The 16,315-nt window shown below is 54.7% G+C and carries 8 protein-coding genes; 2 read left to right on the top strand and 6 right to left on the bottom strand.

From position 1 onward, the window contains the following. Window positions 1–166 precede the first annotated feature (166 nt). Complete coding sequence (locus BN1132_RS15030; protein WP_042078548.1) at window positions 167–805, bottom strand: SOS response-associated peptidase; 639 nt, start codon at window positions 803–805, stop codon at window positions 167–169. Window positions 806–967: 162 nt separating this feature from the next. Between BN1132_RS15030 and umuD the strand changes: the two genes are divergently transcribed. Next, window positions 968–1,384, top strand: coding sequence for a translesion error-prone DNA polymerase V autoproteolytic subunit (gene umuD / locus BN1132_RS15035; protein WP_042078549.1), 417 nt, complete (start codon window positions 968–970; stop codon window positions 1,382–1,384). Window positions 1,385–1,386: 2 nt separating this feature from the next. Then, the gene (gene umuC, locus BN1132_RS15040) at window positions 1,387–2,661 is read left to right on the top strand and encodes a translesion error-prone DNA polymerase V subunit UmuC (protein ID WP_042078550.1); all 1,275 of its coding nucleotides are present in this window, start codon (window positions 1,387–1,389) and stop codon (window positions 2,659–2,661) included. Between the two features lie 355 nt (window positions 2,662–3,016). Here umuC and BN1132_RS15045 read toward each other — a convergent pair whose 3' ends face one another. The 5 genes from BN1132_RS15045 to BN1132_RS20470 form a co-directional block, all read right to left on the bottom strand. Beyond that, window positions 3,017–3,565, bottom strand: a complete 549-nt coding sequence (locus BN1132_RS15045) for a lecithin retinol acyltransferase family protein (protein ID WP_157005459.1) — start codon at window positions 3,563–3,565, stop codon at window positions 3,017–3,019. A 250-nt stretch (window positions 3,566–3,815) separates the two neighbouring features. Beyond that, on the bottom strand, window positions 3,816–10,160 hold the full coding sequence (locus BN1132_RS15050; RefSeq protein ID WP_042078552.1) for a DEAD/DEAH box helicase: 6,345 nt from the start codon (window positions 10,158–10,160) through the stop codon (window positions 3,816–3,818). Further along, on the bottom strand, window positions 10,153–13,479 hold the full coding sequence (locus tag BN1132_RS15055; protein ID WP_042078554.1) for an STY4851/ECs_5259 family protein: 3,327 nt from the start codon (window positions 13,477–13,479) through the stop codon (window positions 10,153–10,155). Before BN1132_RS15055 ends, BN1132_RS15050 begins: the two co-directional genes overlap by 8 nt. A gap of 458 nt (window positions 13,480–13,937) precedes the next feature. Beyond that, window positions 13,938–14,687 carry a tetratricopeptide repeat protein gene (locus BN1132_RS15060; protein ID WP_052447030.1) on the bottom strand — a complete coding sequence of 250 codons (750 nt, stop codon included), beginning with the start codon at window positions 14,685–14,687 and terminating at the stop codon, window positions 13,938–13,940. 785 nt (window positions 14,688–15,472) lie between these two features. Then, window positions 15,473–16,270: a terminase small subunit-like protein gene (locus BN1132_RS20470; RefSeq protein ID WP_339361505.1), complete on the bottom strand. Its 798-nt coding sequence runs from the start codon at window positions 16,268–16,270 to the stop codon at window positions 15,473–15,475. Window positions 16,271–16,315 lie beyond the last annotated feature (45 nt).

Raw genomic sequence — 16,315 nt, forward strand, 5'->3', positions numbered from 1 at the left:
GTCTCATGTAGAGATCATTCCACCATATGATGCTAAGCATACGCGCACATTTATTTCGTAATGCGAAGATCGCAGGTTCGACTCCTGTTTCCGGCACCACATATAGCAAGGCTAGCAGCGATGCGAGCCTTATTCATTTTTGAGGTTGGCTAACACTGGGCTAACGTCAGCCCTGGCATACAAGTGGCATCGGCCCTCCCATCAACCGCTCAGCATGCTGCTGTACCAGGTAGGTTCGCGCCAGTTCAGGGTCCTTGCATCCCAGCCAGGTGTCGTAGTCATCCGGCGACACGATGACCAGGCTACGCTTCTCGTCCCCTGGCTTGTGCATTCGCCGCAGCAGTGGGTGGGTGTCGGCATTGATGGTGAGCTGGGAGAAGCTGAAGGTATAGCCCTGCTCCTCCTGCCATGCCCGCCAGATGCCGGCCACTGCGAAGGGCATGCTGTCGGTCATGCTGATCCGCCAACGCTCGGCCTTGCCGCTCTCGTAGCAGGGCTCGAAGAAGCCGGTCATTGACACCAGGCAGAGATGCCCCTGCTGCCAGGCGTGGCGGTAGGTCGGCTTTTCACCCACCGTCTCGGCCCTGGCGTTCATCGTGGTGTAGTGCTTGTTGCCTGGCTGCACCTTCCTCTTCGGCACCATTCCATAACTGGCGATCAGCGCCTGCCGCCGTCCGTCTCGCTGGATCAGGATCGGGGCCTGGTAGTCCTGCCACACCTCCTCCTTCCAGTCGTACCCGGGGTCATCAACCCCGAAGTATTCCACCAGCACCGCCTTGGTGGGCGGGATGTAGTTGATGCACATGCGCAGCTCCTCCGTCGTATGAGAGCTCAAACTCACCAGATCAGTCTCTGCCAAGCATAATTGGCCGCGTCCCCCTTGCCCTGCCAAGACCCGAACGCCGACCAGTGATCTTTCCGGATCTCTCGGTTAGAATCACTGTATGTTCATACAGTGACTTTTGCCATGTTCCCCCACGCAACCGATGCACCTATCATAGAGCTCCCTTTATTTCTCACCCCTGCCGCCTGCGGGTTTCCCTCCCCGGCTCAGGACTATGTGGAACAGTCCATCGACCTCAACCAACACTGTGTCCCCCACCCGGCGGCCACCTTCTATGTACGGGCCAGCGGACACAGCATGGTCGGGGAAGGTATCAATGACGGCGATATGCTGATCATCGACCGTGCTGTCACAGCTCGCCACGGCGACATCGTGCTGGCCTGTCTGGATGGTGAGTTCACCGTCAAGATCTTGCAGTCCGACCCACCCGCACTACTACCGTCCAACCCGGATTTCTCCCCCATCATTCTGCAAGAAGGGCAGGAGCTGGATATCTTCGGCGTCGTCACCTTCGTTCTGCACAAAACTAGGCGAGGGTAGTCATGCCAACCGCCATTGCCCTGGTCGACGTGAACAACTTCTACGCCTCTTGCGAGCGGCTGTTTCGCCCCGACCTCAAGGGGGTGCCGATCGTTGTGCTCTCCAACAACGATGGCTGTGTCGTGGCCAGATCGGCAGAGGCCAAGCGGTTGGGGGTCAAGATGGGGATTCCCTACTTCCAGATCCGCGAGCTCTATGAAGAGCAGGGCGGCATCTGGTTCAGCTCCAACTACGCCCTCTATGGCGACCTGTCGAACCGGGTGATGACGACCCTGGAGAGCATGGCCCCAACCGTCGAGGTCTACAGCATTGATGAAGCGTTCATCGAGCTCAGCGAAAGTTGGGCCGGTGACCTGCTGGCCTATGGCCGCCAGATCCGCGAACGGGTGCAGCAGTGGACCGGCCTCACTGTCGGGGTGGGCATTGCGCCGACCAAGACCCTGGCCAAGCTGGCGAACTACGCCGCCAAGAAGTGGCCTGCCACCGGCGGTGTGGTGGATCTGCGTGATGAGGGGCGCCGCGCCAAGCTGATGGCCATCACCCCGGTTGAGGAAGTCTGGGGGATAGGGCGCAAGCTGACCGCCAAGCTCAACAAACAGGGCATCAACACCGTGGCGGATCTGGTGGGTGCCGACCCCAAGAGTCTGCGCCGACAGTATGGGGTCGTCGTCGAGCGCACCGTACAGGAGCTGAGGGGGATCCCCTGTGCCGAGCGGGAGCCGACAGCCCAGGCCAAGCAGCAGATCATCTGCAGCCGGAGTTTTGGTGAACGCATCACGGCGTTTGGCCCCATGCGGGAGGCGCTGGCCGGCTACATGGAGCGGGCCGTGGAAAAGCTCAGAGCAGAGGGCATGTGCTGCCGGCACGTCACCCTCTTTATAAGGAGCAGCCCCTTCTCGGAGCGAGAGACCTATTACAGCAACCAGATATCGACCCGGATGCAGACCCCCACCTCAGACACCCGGGACCTGCTTGCCCTGGTTGAACCGCTGCTGCGCCGTATCTGGCGGGATGATGTCCGCTATATGAAGGGCGGGGTCATGCTGGCCGACTTCACCCCGGCCAGCATGCACCAGGGAGACCTGTTCGCTGATCGGCAGCAGGATCCCCGCAGCGAGGCACTGATGAAGGTGATTGACCAGATCAATCAGGGAAGGCTGGGGAAGGTCTACTTCGCGGCCAGGGGCCGTGATACTAGAGAGTGGACGATGAAGCGGGAGCAGCTCAGCCCCCGCTATACCACCTGCATCAACGAGCTCCCCGCGGTGAAAGCATGAATATAACCAGCTTGGTCTACAGCTGCTGGTGAGACGCCAACTTAGCATCCTGTGCAAAGCGCTGATATGCGCCTTACTAACTGTACGTAACCATAGAATTACCCCAGTCACACTGACTTAGGGTGGACATTTTCTACGCGGGGCGAGAGCACACCTCGTTAAATCAAGTAACCAGCTCGATTTTTACTCATTAAACACACAACCCAAGAGTAAATAGCACTCGGCATTACTCCGCAGCGTGAGCGATATTCATACCGATTGATGCAATTTTGCTCTGCCTACTTATTTTTAGGTTAGTGTACTCTCACCCTGATTCTATACGTAACTAGTTGAAGGGCTGCGACACCTCACGAACTCAGAGTGGAACATAGTTGTTCGCTTTTATCGTCCGGCTCTTTTCGATATTAAGTTCGATCAGTTTGTTGACTTGGGTAGAGGTATGGATGCCAACCTTGCACCAGAGAGCAAAATGTTCGCAGTTAGCAAGCAGCAGATTGTACTCAGCAAAGCCCAAACATCGCTCAGCCCGACTTGCGCACTCTTCTCGCGAATAAATGTGATAATCATTGGTCGCGAACCAATTATAAAGACTCTTTGCGAACAAGCTGGAAGCGCCCGATGAAAACAACAAAGCCGGAACTAAGATAGCTAGATCTGAATTGGTTAAGAAGGTTATAACCCTTCCCAACAAACCCTGTTCTTTCTCACCAAAGCCCATCACATCGAACCGATCCGCATCTCGGATAAAATGACGCATGTTTGTCCGCATGATGCTATTGCCATCGCTTTTATCACTGTTAGGACTGGTGAAGTGGACGATCATATCGTTGCCTACATATACACCGTAATGATCGTAGAACCGACGGCTGACCCGAAGAACCATACCCCGCTGAATACTGTCCACTTCTAACGGTCCCACCCATTATTATTCGATAATTAAACTCCAACTCGAACCAGTCGTCACTAGCGACGACATTTTCATCTGAGTTGAAACCGTGAACTTTGACAGATTTCCAGTGGCGCATGATCTGACATGCCTAACCCCAGCAACTGCCAGATCAAGTCTGAACTTCTACATCTAAGTCAACACAACAACTGTTCAACCATCCGGCGATAGCCTCGATCGAGAATCAAGAAATAATCGGAGCCCACTATTAATTAGTGCCCACCTTCAGTTCGACTAGTACATCTGTTGCCCACTTTTGCTCAGAGTTTTGTATCCGGGCCCCCTCAACTACCCTAGCCATGTGCATGAGCTGCTCTTGAGCTGGCAGAGCAAAGTCAAACCACATGTCACTGTGCGAACCAAAGCGAACCTGCCAATAGGCGACACCTTGGTCGAACCGGACTTTCAGCGTCCTGCCGTCTTCAAACTCAAGCTCCAACCTACGGTGATGAGGGATTTCACGATTTGACGACTCCACAATTAGTTCAACTTGACGCCCAACCATTGCCGACAGCCAATTGCGTGAAAAGAACTCGAAATCGTCCTGGCTGGCCCAGTCATCAAAGGCCTTACGCCCTTGCATCCGACCTGATTTGAATAGGGTCTTGACCTGCACAACCGCGTCGGCAGAAATGCGGCTCTTCAGATTATTCAGAACCGCACCCAGGATCGTCACGACTGCGGGGTTCTGAATGTAACGATCTGAGTAGGTCAGCCTGTTGATCTTCGCAGTCGCAATCACATCAGCAACTTGCTGATCTCTAGCGCCAAGCAGCTCCCAGAAACGCTCACCAAACTGCAGCAGCGACCCATTGAGCTCATCGTGAATTGATATATCGACGATCCCTACCCCGCCAAAAGATCCACTCGCCCCCCTGGAGAAGTCCATCGCTTTCCAGTCAAGACCCGGCTGACTTCTTGAGAGAACGACTAGCTCATCGCTTTGATGCCAGCTGCAGCCTGGGACGGTTGCCACAAGGCTGCGCGAGGCCAGCGTAATAACCTCGCCCCCTATAAATGCTTGGGCAACGACATGCTCACCTGGCTTAGTAATGGCATTCCCGACATTAACTCCAAGGCTCGACAGCCGCTCGAGATCCTGCACGAGCTCCCCATCGTTGATATCCGCTGGCACGAGCAGATCAACAGTCAGCTCATCAGCCAGAACATAGGTCTGAATCGCCTTACGAAACTGTGGTGCAAGAAGATCCCACTCCGCCATATCACCAGAGGTCAGCAGAGTGACCCTCTCAGCCCCCTCATTGATCAGCCGGCGCAGAACGCTCTCAATGCTGCCAGGCGCATATTGGCCATCAGCAAAGGAGAGTTTGTTTTCGGTGGTCAACCCCACGTGATGAATAAAGTCCGAGCCTAGCCAGTCGAGCGCTGCCTGGCGATCCAGCTTGTCGTGATCATACCGCGTTTGAGAGTCCAGCAGGCACTCACTACAGCCAGTTTCACAATGCTTGCAGTGGAGCCTTTCCACCATCCCGCGCAGCAGTCGTTCGACATGCAACGGTGCGCTAGTAGCAAAGCCCGCACCACCGCTGATGACGTCGAAAAGCTGAAGGACGCGAATGGACTGCCCGCTGGGCAGCTTGCTTGGGCGGGTTGCATAGCCCAGTTCGGAAGCAGATACCCCCAATATCTCAGCCAGGGCGGCACGCAGAGCTACAGCGAGCGTCATGGCAATTACACTGCCCTGCGCCGAGTCTGAAATAAACTCACCGCGTACTGGATGATGCAAGATGAGCTCAAACACATCAGTGGTAGCCACAGCACCAAGGCTTACGCTTGGAAGAATGCTCCCGCTTCCCTGGCACGGGAGGCGCTTGTTGTTCTGGTCCTTATCCTCTTTGGTCGGGCGCGGCGGATAGTGGTCACCGGACGGAGACAGGTCTCGCGGAAACGTTCCATCCGGCTGCATGGACTCCGCTCGGCCACAACTCATGCACAAGGCAAAACCTGTTCCGTGCTCACCTGAGCTATGATGGAAGACCTTCCCATCGGCACCATAGGTCATCGCCCCGACTGCCGGATTTGGCAGCGGAGTCTTGCTGGCATTTACGAAAACCCAGGCAGTTTCAACTGGGATGAATTTCTGATGCTGGATGTCATTGGATGCCGACACATAGGCATCGGTGACAAAGCCGGTGGGCCGCAGGACCTTACGAAGGTTCTGGGGCTTAATCAGCGCCTGACAGTCGACATTGCTGCAAGTCAGCTCGTCGGCCTTCAACAGCGCCTCCTCATAATCCACCGTGCCGCAGACATCACAACGCCACGCGATATCCAATTTCTGAGCCTCTTTGCTGTCTGCATTGAGGTTATGCCAGTGAAGGGAAACACCGGCAGATCTGAACACCCGACCATCTAGAACAATTTCTGCGCCCGGAGCGTACTCACGAATGGCTATCGACAGGTTGCGTGAAGGAAGTCCCTTGTATCGGGATACATTGTCCTCACGGTCCTGCTTGAGAGCGCTGCCAGCATTACGCTCACGAACGTAATCCTCTATCGTGAAGTTATCGAAGTTAACCACATCGGTGGGGAAGCCGTAGCCGGGCAGGAAGGTACGCGCCGCAAGGTCCCGCAACAGGTACTCATTGCAATGGCGGGTCTTTTCTATTTGAAGGCGCTTCAGATAAGGGCTGTTGGCTTTCGCCTGCTTCTCCTCAGAAAGCAGGAAGCGATAGCTCTTCAACCATCGACTCTGCAATGGCTTGATTGCATCGACTGCACGACGACGCAGCTGAGCCGCGCCCACACCGGCCAGAGCCGTGCCCCTCACCAAGTCCTTCAGTGCACCATCCAGATCAGAGACAACCTGCACCAGTCGCTCAATAAACCGGTCGCACTGCGAAACACCGTGCTCATCATCGTAGAACCACTGGGTATTCAAACTGGTTTTCTCTGTCTGAGTAGGACCAACCACATTGCAGAGAAAGTCCGCCAACAGTAGTGAGTTAACGTGCCGTTGCACGAGTCGCTCGGAATTCAACGCCACTACTGGCGCGGGGATCTTAGTCTCAAACGGCCAACCCGGATTGGCGAAAACCTGTTGATCATGCGGGTTGTTTTTACAAAGGGTGTAGGCAAGCGCCCTGGACTCCTTGCTTCGCCCAGCACGACCAGCACGCTGCAGATAGTTTGCCGGGTGTGGCGGTACATTATTCATGACCACCGCAGAAATACCGCCAATATCCACCCCCATCTCCATGGTGGTGGAGCAATTCAAGACGTTGAGCTGCCCCTTTTTGAACATGTCCTCATAGGAGTCGAGGCGTTCGGACGACTGCTGGGCAGAGTGTTCTGCTGTGCGGTAATAGTATCCACCCTCCACCGCCCGATCATTGATATCTGTCCACAGGTTCCGCGATCGCAGATTGCTGACCAAAGGATCATTCGCCACCAGGTTTCTTATACGTGCCAGCCCAGGCGCATAATCGTCCTGCGTGCGATCAAACTCCCACAGATCTGGCAGCTCTACCTGCTCCGCTTGATAGCCTTTGCGCTGCTCATCAGTCAGCCGAGTGAAATCCAGATGTGTAGGCAGGTAAGGGGTAAGGCCTTTAAAGGTCGTATCCAACAGCTTGTTGGTTACCGGGCAGACATAGCAACGATCAACCAACGAGAGCAGCATGTGCTCTCTGGGCAGGAAGTATCTGTTCTCGTCCGCTTTGAGCGCCGCCCCCGGCTTGGTCAACTGAGCCCAGGCAGCCCGCAGCCAAGCATTGACCAGATCAACGTCAGCCGTGCTGGCCGGGCTCAGACCTGCGCCAAGCAACAACAGCTTGATCAGTCGTTGGGAATAGTTGCCGTTACGGATCTGAGGCCAACGTTTGACCCGGCTCTCATCAGCCTCTTTCGACTCCGGATGCCGAAGACTCTTGGCGGAAAATCGACTGCCAATCCAACTCAGCCAGCCCTCATCGACTTGGATATAGCTATTCTCACGTACATAAAAGTCTAACGCCACCTTCAGGAAATTACGCCAATCATCCAGCGTTAGGCCTTTCTGCTCCCAGTACATAGGGACTTCATGGACTTTATCCATGCCAACGTAATCGACCCTGACCAGTCCTTGGGTTTCCAGACTATTTTGTCGCTTTGGACGGCGCCTGAACTCACGGAATAGCAACATCTCCGCCAATTTGAAGGGGCCGTCATCTTCCCTAAAGATCTCGGGCTTCTGATACATGTTGTAGAGCAGCATAGAGCCTTTCAAATCAGCCTTCTGCTTAAGCTCTTTGACGAGCTCCGGCCAGGCTAGAGAAACCAGCTTTGGCCTAATTTTTGATCCAGTAGTTGCAGCTAGCATGGCCGAGAGTCGTGCGACTTTTTCCTCTGCGGCTCTGGCTTCCTCCTTGATGCCAATGCTGCAGTACAACTCCACGTCAGCTTTCGCCTTGGCAATAAGTTGATGTAACACCGACGGGTCGAGGCTGCTGGCATCAGTCGAAGAGGTGGTCTGGCTCCGCTGGTGCCAGCTCAGAATTTCCAAGACAAGTCCGCGCAACCTGCTGCGCTCGGCCTCCTGCTGCATACGAACAGCCATACGCGCCGTGCCCTGCCTGCTGTCCGTAAAGGTAATCAGCCGACGGCCTCTACCCGGCAGAGACTGGGGACCATAATCCGGCTTCTGATCTTCTTCCTGATAGTCCTGACAGTACTCAAGAACTGTCGGCACGGCATTGGCCACATAGAAGGGACCGCCAAGCATGGCGCGTCGGAATGGAGACGCCCCGTGCAGCCCGCTCAAGCCGCAACTGGCGCGACTGCACACAGCATCAAGATCCCTCACCCCAAGGCTTACGCGCTCACAAGAAGTCGCATCGAATGAACCAGCGAACTTATCAATCTCAACGGGGATATAGACGCTACCGGTATTTTCGAATGAACACAGCACCAACGGCGTCCTGATCGAAAACGGCCCGACAGAAGCATCATCCGAATCCTCTTCAACGGGTGTTTCAGCCTGGAGGGAAAACTCATCCCCCCCGGAGCTTTCCCACTGGATTAGCTTTCCGTTCTTATCCCGTGCGAGCAGATGTGGCTCATTGCAATCATTGCAAAACGCCAGCTCGAATACCGGGCTGCCACAGTTACAGGTTTGTCTTTGGTTGGCGTAGACATAGCCAAAGGGCCAGCTTTGCTGCAGAGCCGTTTGCGACTTTGCCGAGCAGTTTTTGTCAAAACATGCCCACAATCCGTGTGTAGTACGCTGAAAGAAGTGCGCTCGCAATTTCAAAAACGCAGGTTCGCTAGCCGTAGGACGAGTACCCGAACACACATCCAGCCAGCGCAGTATTTCTCCTTGCGATAGCGCCCCCCCCCCTTCCTGACGCATGTAGCTAACCATCTCAGTCAACTTCAATGGCTTAGGACTGGTAACCAGCAGGTTTCTCAGCGCGCGGGCTTGTGGAGAGTGCACCAGCGCTTCGTATCGATCGGGGTGAACTTCTGGATCGTTCTCGTTAAACGCCGACATGGATTCGAGCGTATCGAGCGCAACCGGCGTTTGTTTACACTGTGCCAGTGGAGGAATGACGCGGCTCCCGCCCCAAACATCAATCTGCGCAACTGGCACCCCCGACAGATCAGAAAGGAACTGCTTGAGCTGTCCTACAGCGTCCTCACCGGCAATCGTCGCCGAGGTCGCAACAAAGCGGACATCCTTGGGCGTAACGCCGAAGGCTGTCATCACCCTGCGCAACTGCAATGCCAATTCGGCAGCCTGCGACCCCACATAGGTGTGAGCCTCATCCAAGACGATCCAGCGCAGCGACTTCTGCTCTCTGGACATTCTTACGATGGGTGAATCAACCTGGCGCACCATCATGTATTCGAGCATGGTGCCGTTGGTGACCAGAATGGGGGCCGGCTGCAAGCGCATCAGCTCGCGCGACAGAATTTCGTTAGGCTTTTGGCTCTGCTCACTGCGCACCTTGGCCTGCAACTCCGGTGTATTGCCATTGTAAAGGCAATAACGGATGCCACTTCCAAAGCTCTGAGTCCAGGCATTCAAACGCTCGCGCTGGGAATTAATCAGGGCGTTAAGTGGATAGAGGAACAACGCCCGAACACCGACCAGCGGCTTGCGTCCTAAATCTTGGTACTCCCGATACAGATCCTCCAGCACTGGCACCATAAAGCATTCGGTCTTGCCCGAGCCGGTGCCACTGGTAACAACTACCGAATGTTTCTTATCCAGTAAGGAGCGCCAGCTAGCCAACTGGTGGGTAAATGGCTTCCAGCCAGCACCAAAGCGATAACGCCCATTTGACTTGCCGTCGAGCGAAGCAACAATTTCCCTACTCAGCAAGCGCTCATCACTCGCCAGCTGCTCCATCGTGAGCGAAGACTCTTCCCAGCCGAAGGTCTGTTCGAACAGCGGGGGCGCCAAGAATGCCCCATCTTTGCCGCAGTCCGCACGCATCAGACTACCGAGGTGCTCACGCAAGCCTGGATCGGTGATACTCAAGATGCTCAAGGTGGACTCAGTGGTGCGGGAAAGCGCCTGCTCGACCAGTCCAGAAAAATACTTATCCATTTAACAACTCGGCCTTATTCATTTCCATGACGCTGTTCAACAAGCAATACTGGTAGATTGAGTTGAACCATTTTGAATCGAAATCGCGGACTTGGCGCAGGAAGAAAATCGCCTCCACTCCGTCCGTAAATACATCGGTGAACTGGGCTTTGCCACAGGCGACTGCAGCAGCAAAAACCGGGAGATAGCGCACTGCATTGCGGTAATCCATATCCGGCTTAAAAGCGATTACCGAGTCGCTTTGGCTGCTGTACCAACGCTCTAGGCGCTTGCCCCCGAACTCCGGCCACTGGGCCTCGCTGCGCTCGCGAATCAACTCAAGGTACCAGCCATGCAGGACCGCTAGAGGCACCTTGATCTCCGGGCCAACAGGCTTGCCTGAAAGGAAGTGCTGCACACTCTGACCGTAGGATGGATAGGTATCCCCCAATCTCGAAAACATTCGTCCGATCAGGGTATCAGCAGCCTCTTCAGCAACTCCCTTCACCTTAAGGAATGCAGCAAAACGCTTGGCCGCAAGATGGATTTCTGCGATGGGAAGAAACTCCCAGAAAAGGGGGAACTCAGCCTCCAACCGGCCAAGAAATTTCGCCTCCATCTCAAACTTGAATAGAGCCATCGCAAATGCGTGGGTATGTCCCACCAGAGCCTTCCAGACCTCGAAGGTAGCCAACGGCAGATAGCCGTATCCTTCATACAAGGCCTGCAAAAACTGCCAGCCGCTATGCATGGGGTTTATCGCCATGGCATCCAGTACGGACGCGAAAGAACTGACAGGTGATGCATGATCGAAGGTAAGCACTGCCTTTTGCAGACTCTGGATATCTTCGCCAGACACCACAGGCTGCCAGTCTCCTGCGAAAAAGAGCGGACGGAAGGATACCGATGAGTCAGCTCTGGGCAGTACCAGCCAAGGACCGTCCCTCTCAACGGCTGCCGGCAACTCGAAGTAGCCAGTGGGTACACCATCAGATGTTCGGGAAGTAAGTTCGATGGGACTACGCATAGGGTCATGCAACAGCATCAATACCGGCTTAGGGATATCGCCAGAGTCATAGTGCAGATTGGCAGTACACAACATCCGACCATCGAGATCCAGCTGCATCTCCGCCGCATACCTACGGATGCGGTAACTGACGTCTTGACCGTTACCAAACACCCGTAACTCGGCGACCTGATCGATACCTGACTGAAGCGACAGCAGATCAAAAATCTGCTCACGGATACTGAACAGACTGATCTCTAGCGGCTTCTCAGCAGCCGTGTAGCACCAGCTGTAACAAGCATTCCTAGCCACGCTGCCCCTGAGGGTCAGCTCAATACCAAAGCGAGTGGGTGTATCGGATAGGCCAAACAAAAACAATCTGGCCCCAAGTAGGTCATCGACACTGAAAGTACGTTTCAGCTGCTTCCCGTTGCCGTCAAAAGCCAAGCAACCCGAACTGGGAAATGGCAAATCAATTTCCACCGGATCGGCCATCAAGCTCGGGAAAACGGAAAGCCGGACCCTGATCGGGGGGAAGCCCTTTGCCGAAAGCTTAAGCTCTGTATGATCTTCATGCTTTACCTGCTGTACCTGTAGGCTTGCGTCATCAACCTGAAGCAGACAGCGCTGTCGGGAGTACACCAGAATGCTGCCCATCCCCGGTGCCTCACCACTACGCAGCTCAACACGGAAATCCGTCGGCAAGATGCCTACCCTGCGGCGCAGCAAGGTATCGCCGGCGCGGTTGCGCACCGATACATACTGAGTACCGAGCATCTCCTGCAGCAAGCCGGTACCTGGCTGCTTGCCAGCAACATATAGGTCACTGCCTTGCTGTTGCAGCTCTCCAGCAGCGGTCGGCCACTGCACACGAGGCAGGCCGACAAAGGTCATAGCAGGCTTGGTCGACCATCCGGTCTGGGCACCAGTCAGCTCCAATCCAATCCCAATGCCGGCGACATGGCCCGTGCGTATCCGGTAACACTCTTCCCCCTCAACCAGGAGTTGCGCCTTACCCTGCACCTTGACCGTACAACGCGAGAGCGTCGGGGGCATATCGCTGTAAATGACCTCTCCGCAATAGTCAGGTATGCTCAAACTGCCACCGTCAGGCAACACCAGCAGCAACTCTTCACCGGCCATATTGAATGAGGCCTGTCCGCACAGCTGCCAGCAGCGGTCGTTCATTGGCTCAAAGCCTAACGGAACCTCACCCAGCGCCACCGCACTACCTTCTATCTGCAGGGTAGCAATCTGCATACCGCCAGCCATAGCCACCAGGCTCAGAGGAATAGTGCAATCCCGCCGCTTGCCAATCACCTCTCGCAGGCGCAAGCGAATGCGCGCAACACCATTTTCCACCAGCGCATAGCCGGGACCAAGGTCAGCAATCACCAACCCATCTTCGGCAATAACCAGCTCAAAACGAGTGGTGGATGGTTGTGCCGTAAGACGAATCACAACTTCCTCAGGCGTTGAGATCTGAACCTTGAACACATCCGGCTGCGCCTCATGCCAAAGGTGTCGACAGGACCATCCCCTAGTATCCCGGTGTCGCCTTTTGCCCTCGACAGTCGCAGTCTTTAACAAACCATTTAGGAGTTCGCTGCCAGTCTCGTTATCCAGAGGTAGAGGAAACAATTCTCGCCACTTGGGATTCAGGGCATCTAGGTGGACAACAGGCTCATCCGCCTGCGCCAACCTATAATTTCTGACCAAAGCGACAAGCTCATCAAGCATGCGCGCGATCAGTTCGACCGACGTACGTGAGGCAAACACCTGAGGAAGGTTTGCCTTTTCCAGCTGTTGCTCCACCTGCTGGAGGGTGTTAAATCCCAACAGGTGCCACTGGTCATTCTGCCTTAGCAAACGATCAAACAGAGACTGGAAGCGGCTACCTCCCTCACGCAATACCTGAAAGGGCAAGCCCCCCTCGCCAAACAGCGACCCCAGAAAATCCCGATGACCTGCTTCGTAGAAATGAAGGGGACGTTTCCAATACCCCTCCAGCCCTTTAGGGATGGCCTTACTCAGTCCTCCCGGCGACAGGTTAAATCCCAAAGTTTTCCAGATTGGGTCCCAAGTCCAGGCATATTCGCTGCGGTACTCACGTCGATACCACTCCGAGCCATAAAGCACCAAACAAGCACAGGCAGCCTTATCCTGTAATATCGCATCGCCCCCCCCTAGTTGGCGGAGCAAATCCCGCAGAGCAACATATTCCTCATGGCTACAGTGATAGGCGTAGAGCCCGCGTTGATCTGGTGCTTGTAGACCACGACGCAACAAAAAGGCTTGAAGCCAGAAAGAGCACTTGAAGACAGATGATGCCATGGGCGATGACTCTGCATGAATTAGGCCTAATCGAGATTAATAGAGGCTACTACAGAACTCCATATGAGTATGTGATCCTTGTACCGAAGGAATAATGTGAGTGGCAACGCTCAAATTGCTGAAAACAGAAGCTATGAGCCACACTGAAGAGCCAGGTAGCATAAAGGGGCGCCGGATTTACCGTACCCCCCCCCTTATGCACAGACTGATGTAATCAGCTAATGAATTTATTCATCTTGTTTTTTTGTCGTAATTGCGTCGTCAAAGCTGTTCGGAGACCCCGAAAGCCACACAAATCACAGACCAAGTCTCCCGCTTGTCCATGGGCATCACCACCACCGATAGCAAACGCATTAGGAACAACCTGATGCCATAGCTCTTTATTGAGCTGGATAGATTTACATTTTGGACATGAGCGCATATTGCACGCCCCTTATTGATGATTTTAATACAAAAGGTTACTGCTTCGGTTGGTACTGCTCAAAATATTGGCCAGCCAGTGCCTGTGCCTCTGCCAATGCCGCTGGCAGCAAACGCTTTGCGTAGGTGTCACGTTTTTTTACTGCCTCGGCCAGTCCATTGGCCGCTGCCACAGAACTCCAGACGTAAGCCAACTTGTCATCCTGCGCCACCCCATGACCTAGGCTGTACATCAGACTGAGATAGAATTGCGCCTTGGCATGACCCTGTTCGGCGGCCTTGCGCATCCAGGCCACCGCCTGTTTATGGTCTTGGCCATCCGCGTACGTCGCACCGAGTCTGAATTGCGCATCGGCAAAGCCTTGCTCGGCGGCCTTGCGCATCCAGGCCACCGCCTGTTTATGGTCCTGCGCTACCCCACGACCATTACCGTACATCACGCTGAGGTTGATTTGCGCCATGGCATTTCCTTGCTCGGCAGCCTTGCGGTACCAGGCCACCGCCTGTTTATGGTCCTGCGCTACCCCTTCGCCATATTCGTACTTCAAGCCAAGCATGAGCTGCGCATCGGCATCGCCTTGCTCGGCCGCCTTGCGGTACCAGGCCACTGCCTGTTTCTCGTCCTGCGCCACCCCTTCGCCCTTGTCGTATTTCCAGCCGAGGTAGAATTGCACATTGGCATCACCCTGCTCTGCCACCTTCAGCACTTCGGCAATGGGAACATCTTTCAACTCTTGCGCCTGAAGTGGTTCCCAAAAACAAGCCCCGATCATCAGCAGTTCCAACATCCCTTTTTTCATTACTGTGATATCTCCCTATGGATACTGCCTTGTATGGTACCGAAGGCGACCCCAGCGGGGTGCCTCGGGGATCTCAAAACAGAGCTGAAGCGATCCGAAACCCGCCCTAATCTATAATCGCCTAATCGCTTATATGTTTAATGGCCGACTTCACTAGGTAAAACGAGCCCCCTGTCGAAAATCAACCGCCTGCGCCGCGTTTTGCGACCCCTACCAGGGCGTTTCCATGCTGAAAGTTTGCGACGTATTGAGGGGCATTTGAGGGCCGGAGCTTGCGAGGTCAGCTTTCGGGCGATTTTCGCCCTCTGGCCACTATTTCAGGCAGGGGTGAGCAATCCAGACCCCAGCGAATATACAGATCCACCAACCCCAGAAACGACACAGAACTCGGTTGTGCGTCAAGCACAGACCAGCCCGTGAAATCTCTGCCCGCTGGCTAGCCGCTTTATGGCATGAGGCAGTGGCACTGATGACTGGGTTGCTTCAACTATGAGGGTTAACTAAAAGTGACACCCTTTCCGGCTGAACGGAGGGATAAAACTGCTATTGGTGAGTGGCCTGGCGCTGGCCATAGATGAGGGCGCAAAAGGGGTATCCAGAAAAATGTCCCACAAGTGCCCCACAGAACTGTGGGGACCGGAAAAGCACAAGGGCCTAGCCGAAGCTAAGCCCTTGTTGAATTTGGTCGGTATGAGAGGATTCGAACCTCCGACTCCTTCGTCCCGAACGAGATTGTAACGCTGGCTCTTAAACTTTCATTCACTCTTGCACATTCAGTCATCCTTTAAAACCTTGCCGTCTTCGTCCCAGTTGGGTGGATTCACAAACGTGACTATCGATTTCACCTGCATGCTCCCGTGGTTAACACCCAAATTATCTCGCTGCCCCCCATCGCCGTACTTCTTTGGAGCCAGCTTTGAGGCCAGCCATTTACGAGCATCGATCTGCAGGCGGGCTCGAGCAATCACATCATGGTTAACTTTTACGTTCCCGTTGGCGTCGAGGAAGGTGTCATTGCTGCCGTCATCGGCAATCTGGAGGATCTCGTCGGCCAGTTTGTCGGCCAAATCCTCGCGCGCGCGCGCGTACTGGTCCCTAAATGCCATGTAGCGTTCATCAGCCAACCAACGCATCACCATGGATTTGGACGGCATACCCGGACGAGCCAACACTGCTCGTAGACTGACCCCATCAGCGATGGCGCTGCATATGGCCTCCCCCAACTCGTTCGTGTATGCACTCCGACGACCTCTAGTTACCGATTTGGTATTCGACGTATTGGTTTCCACAGTGGAAACCTGAGGAGCGAAAACTGGGATCATAACCTGAGTTATGGCGTTCACATGACCAGCGCCACTTATAGGGGCCGTACGCATACCTGAAGATGAGGTCGCGTTACCTGGTTTTGTGACTCTTGACCATTCGTGCGTCTTGGCCCGCTTGTTAATGGCGGTATGTGAAACACCGTACTCTATCGCTATTTGGCGCACACTCTGACGGCCAGCACAGTATGCAAGTTCGATGCGGTGCCAGTCGGGGGAAACTGTTGTAGGCATAGGGGAAATGGTCATAGGCGACCAGTATTTACGAGGAGGGGAGACTGGTTCCAGCCCTAC

The sequence above is a fragment of the Aeromonas sanarellii genome, from assembly GCF_000820085.1.
GTDB lineage: Bacteria > Pseudomonadota > Gammaproteobacteria > Enterobacterales > Aeromonadaceae > Aeromonas > Aeromonas sanarellii.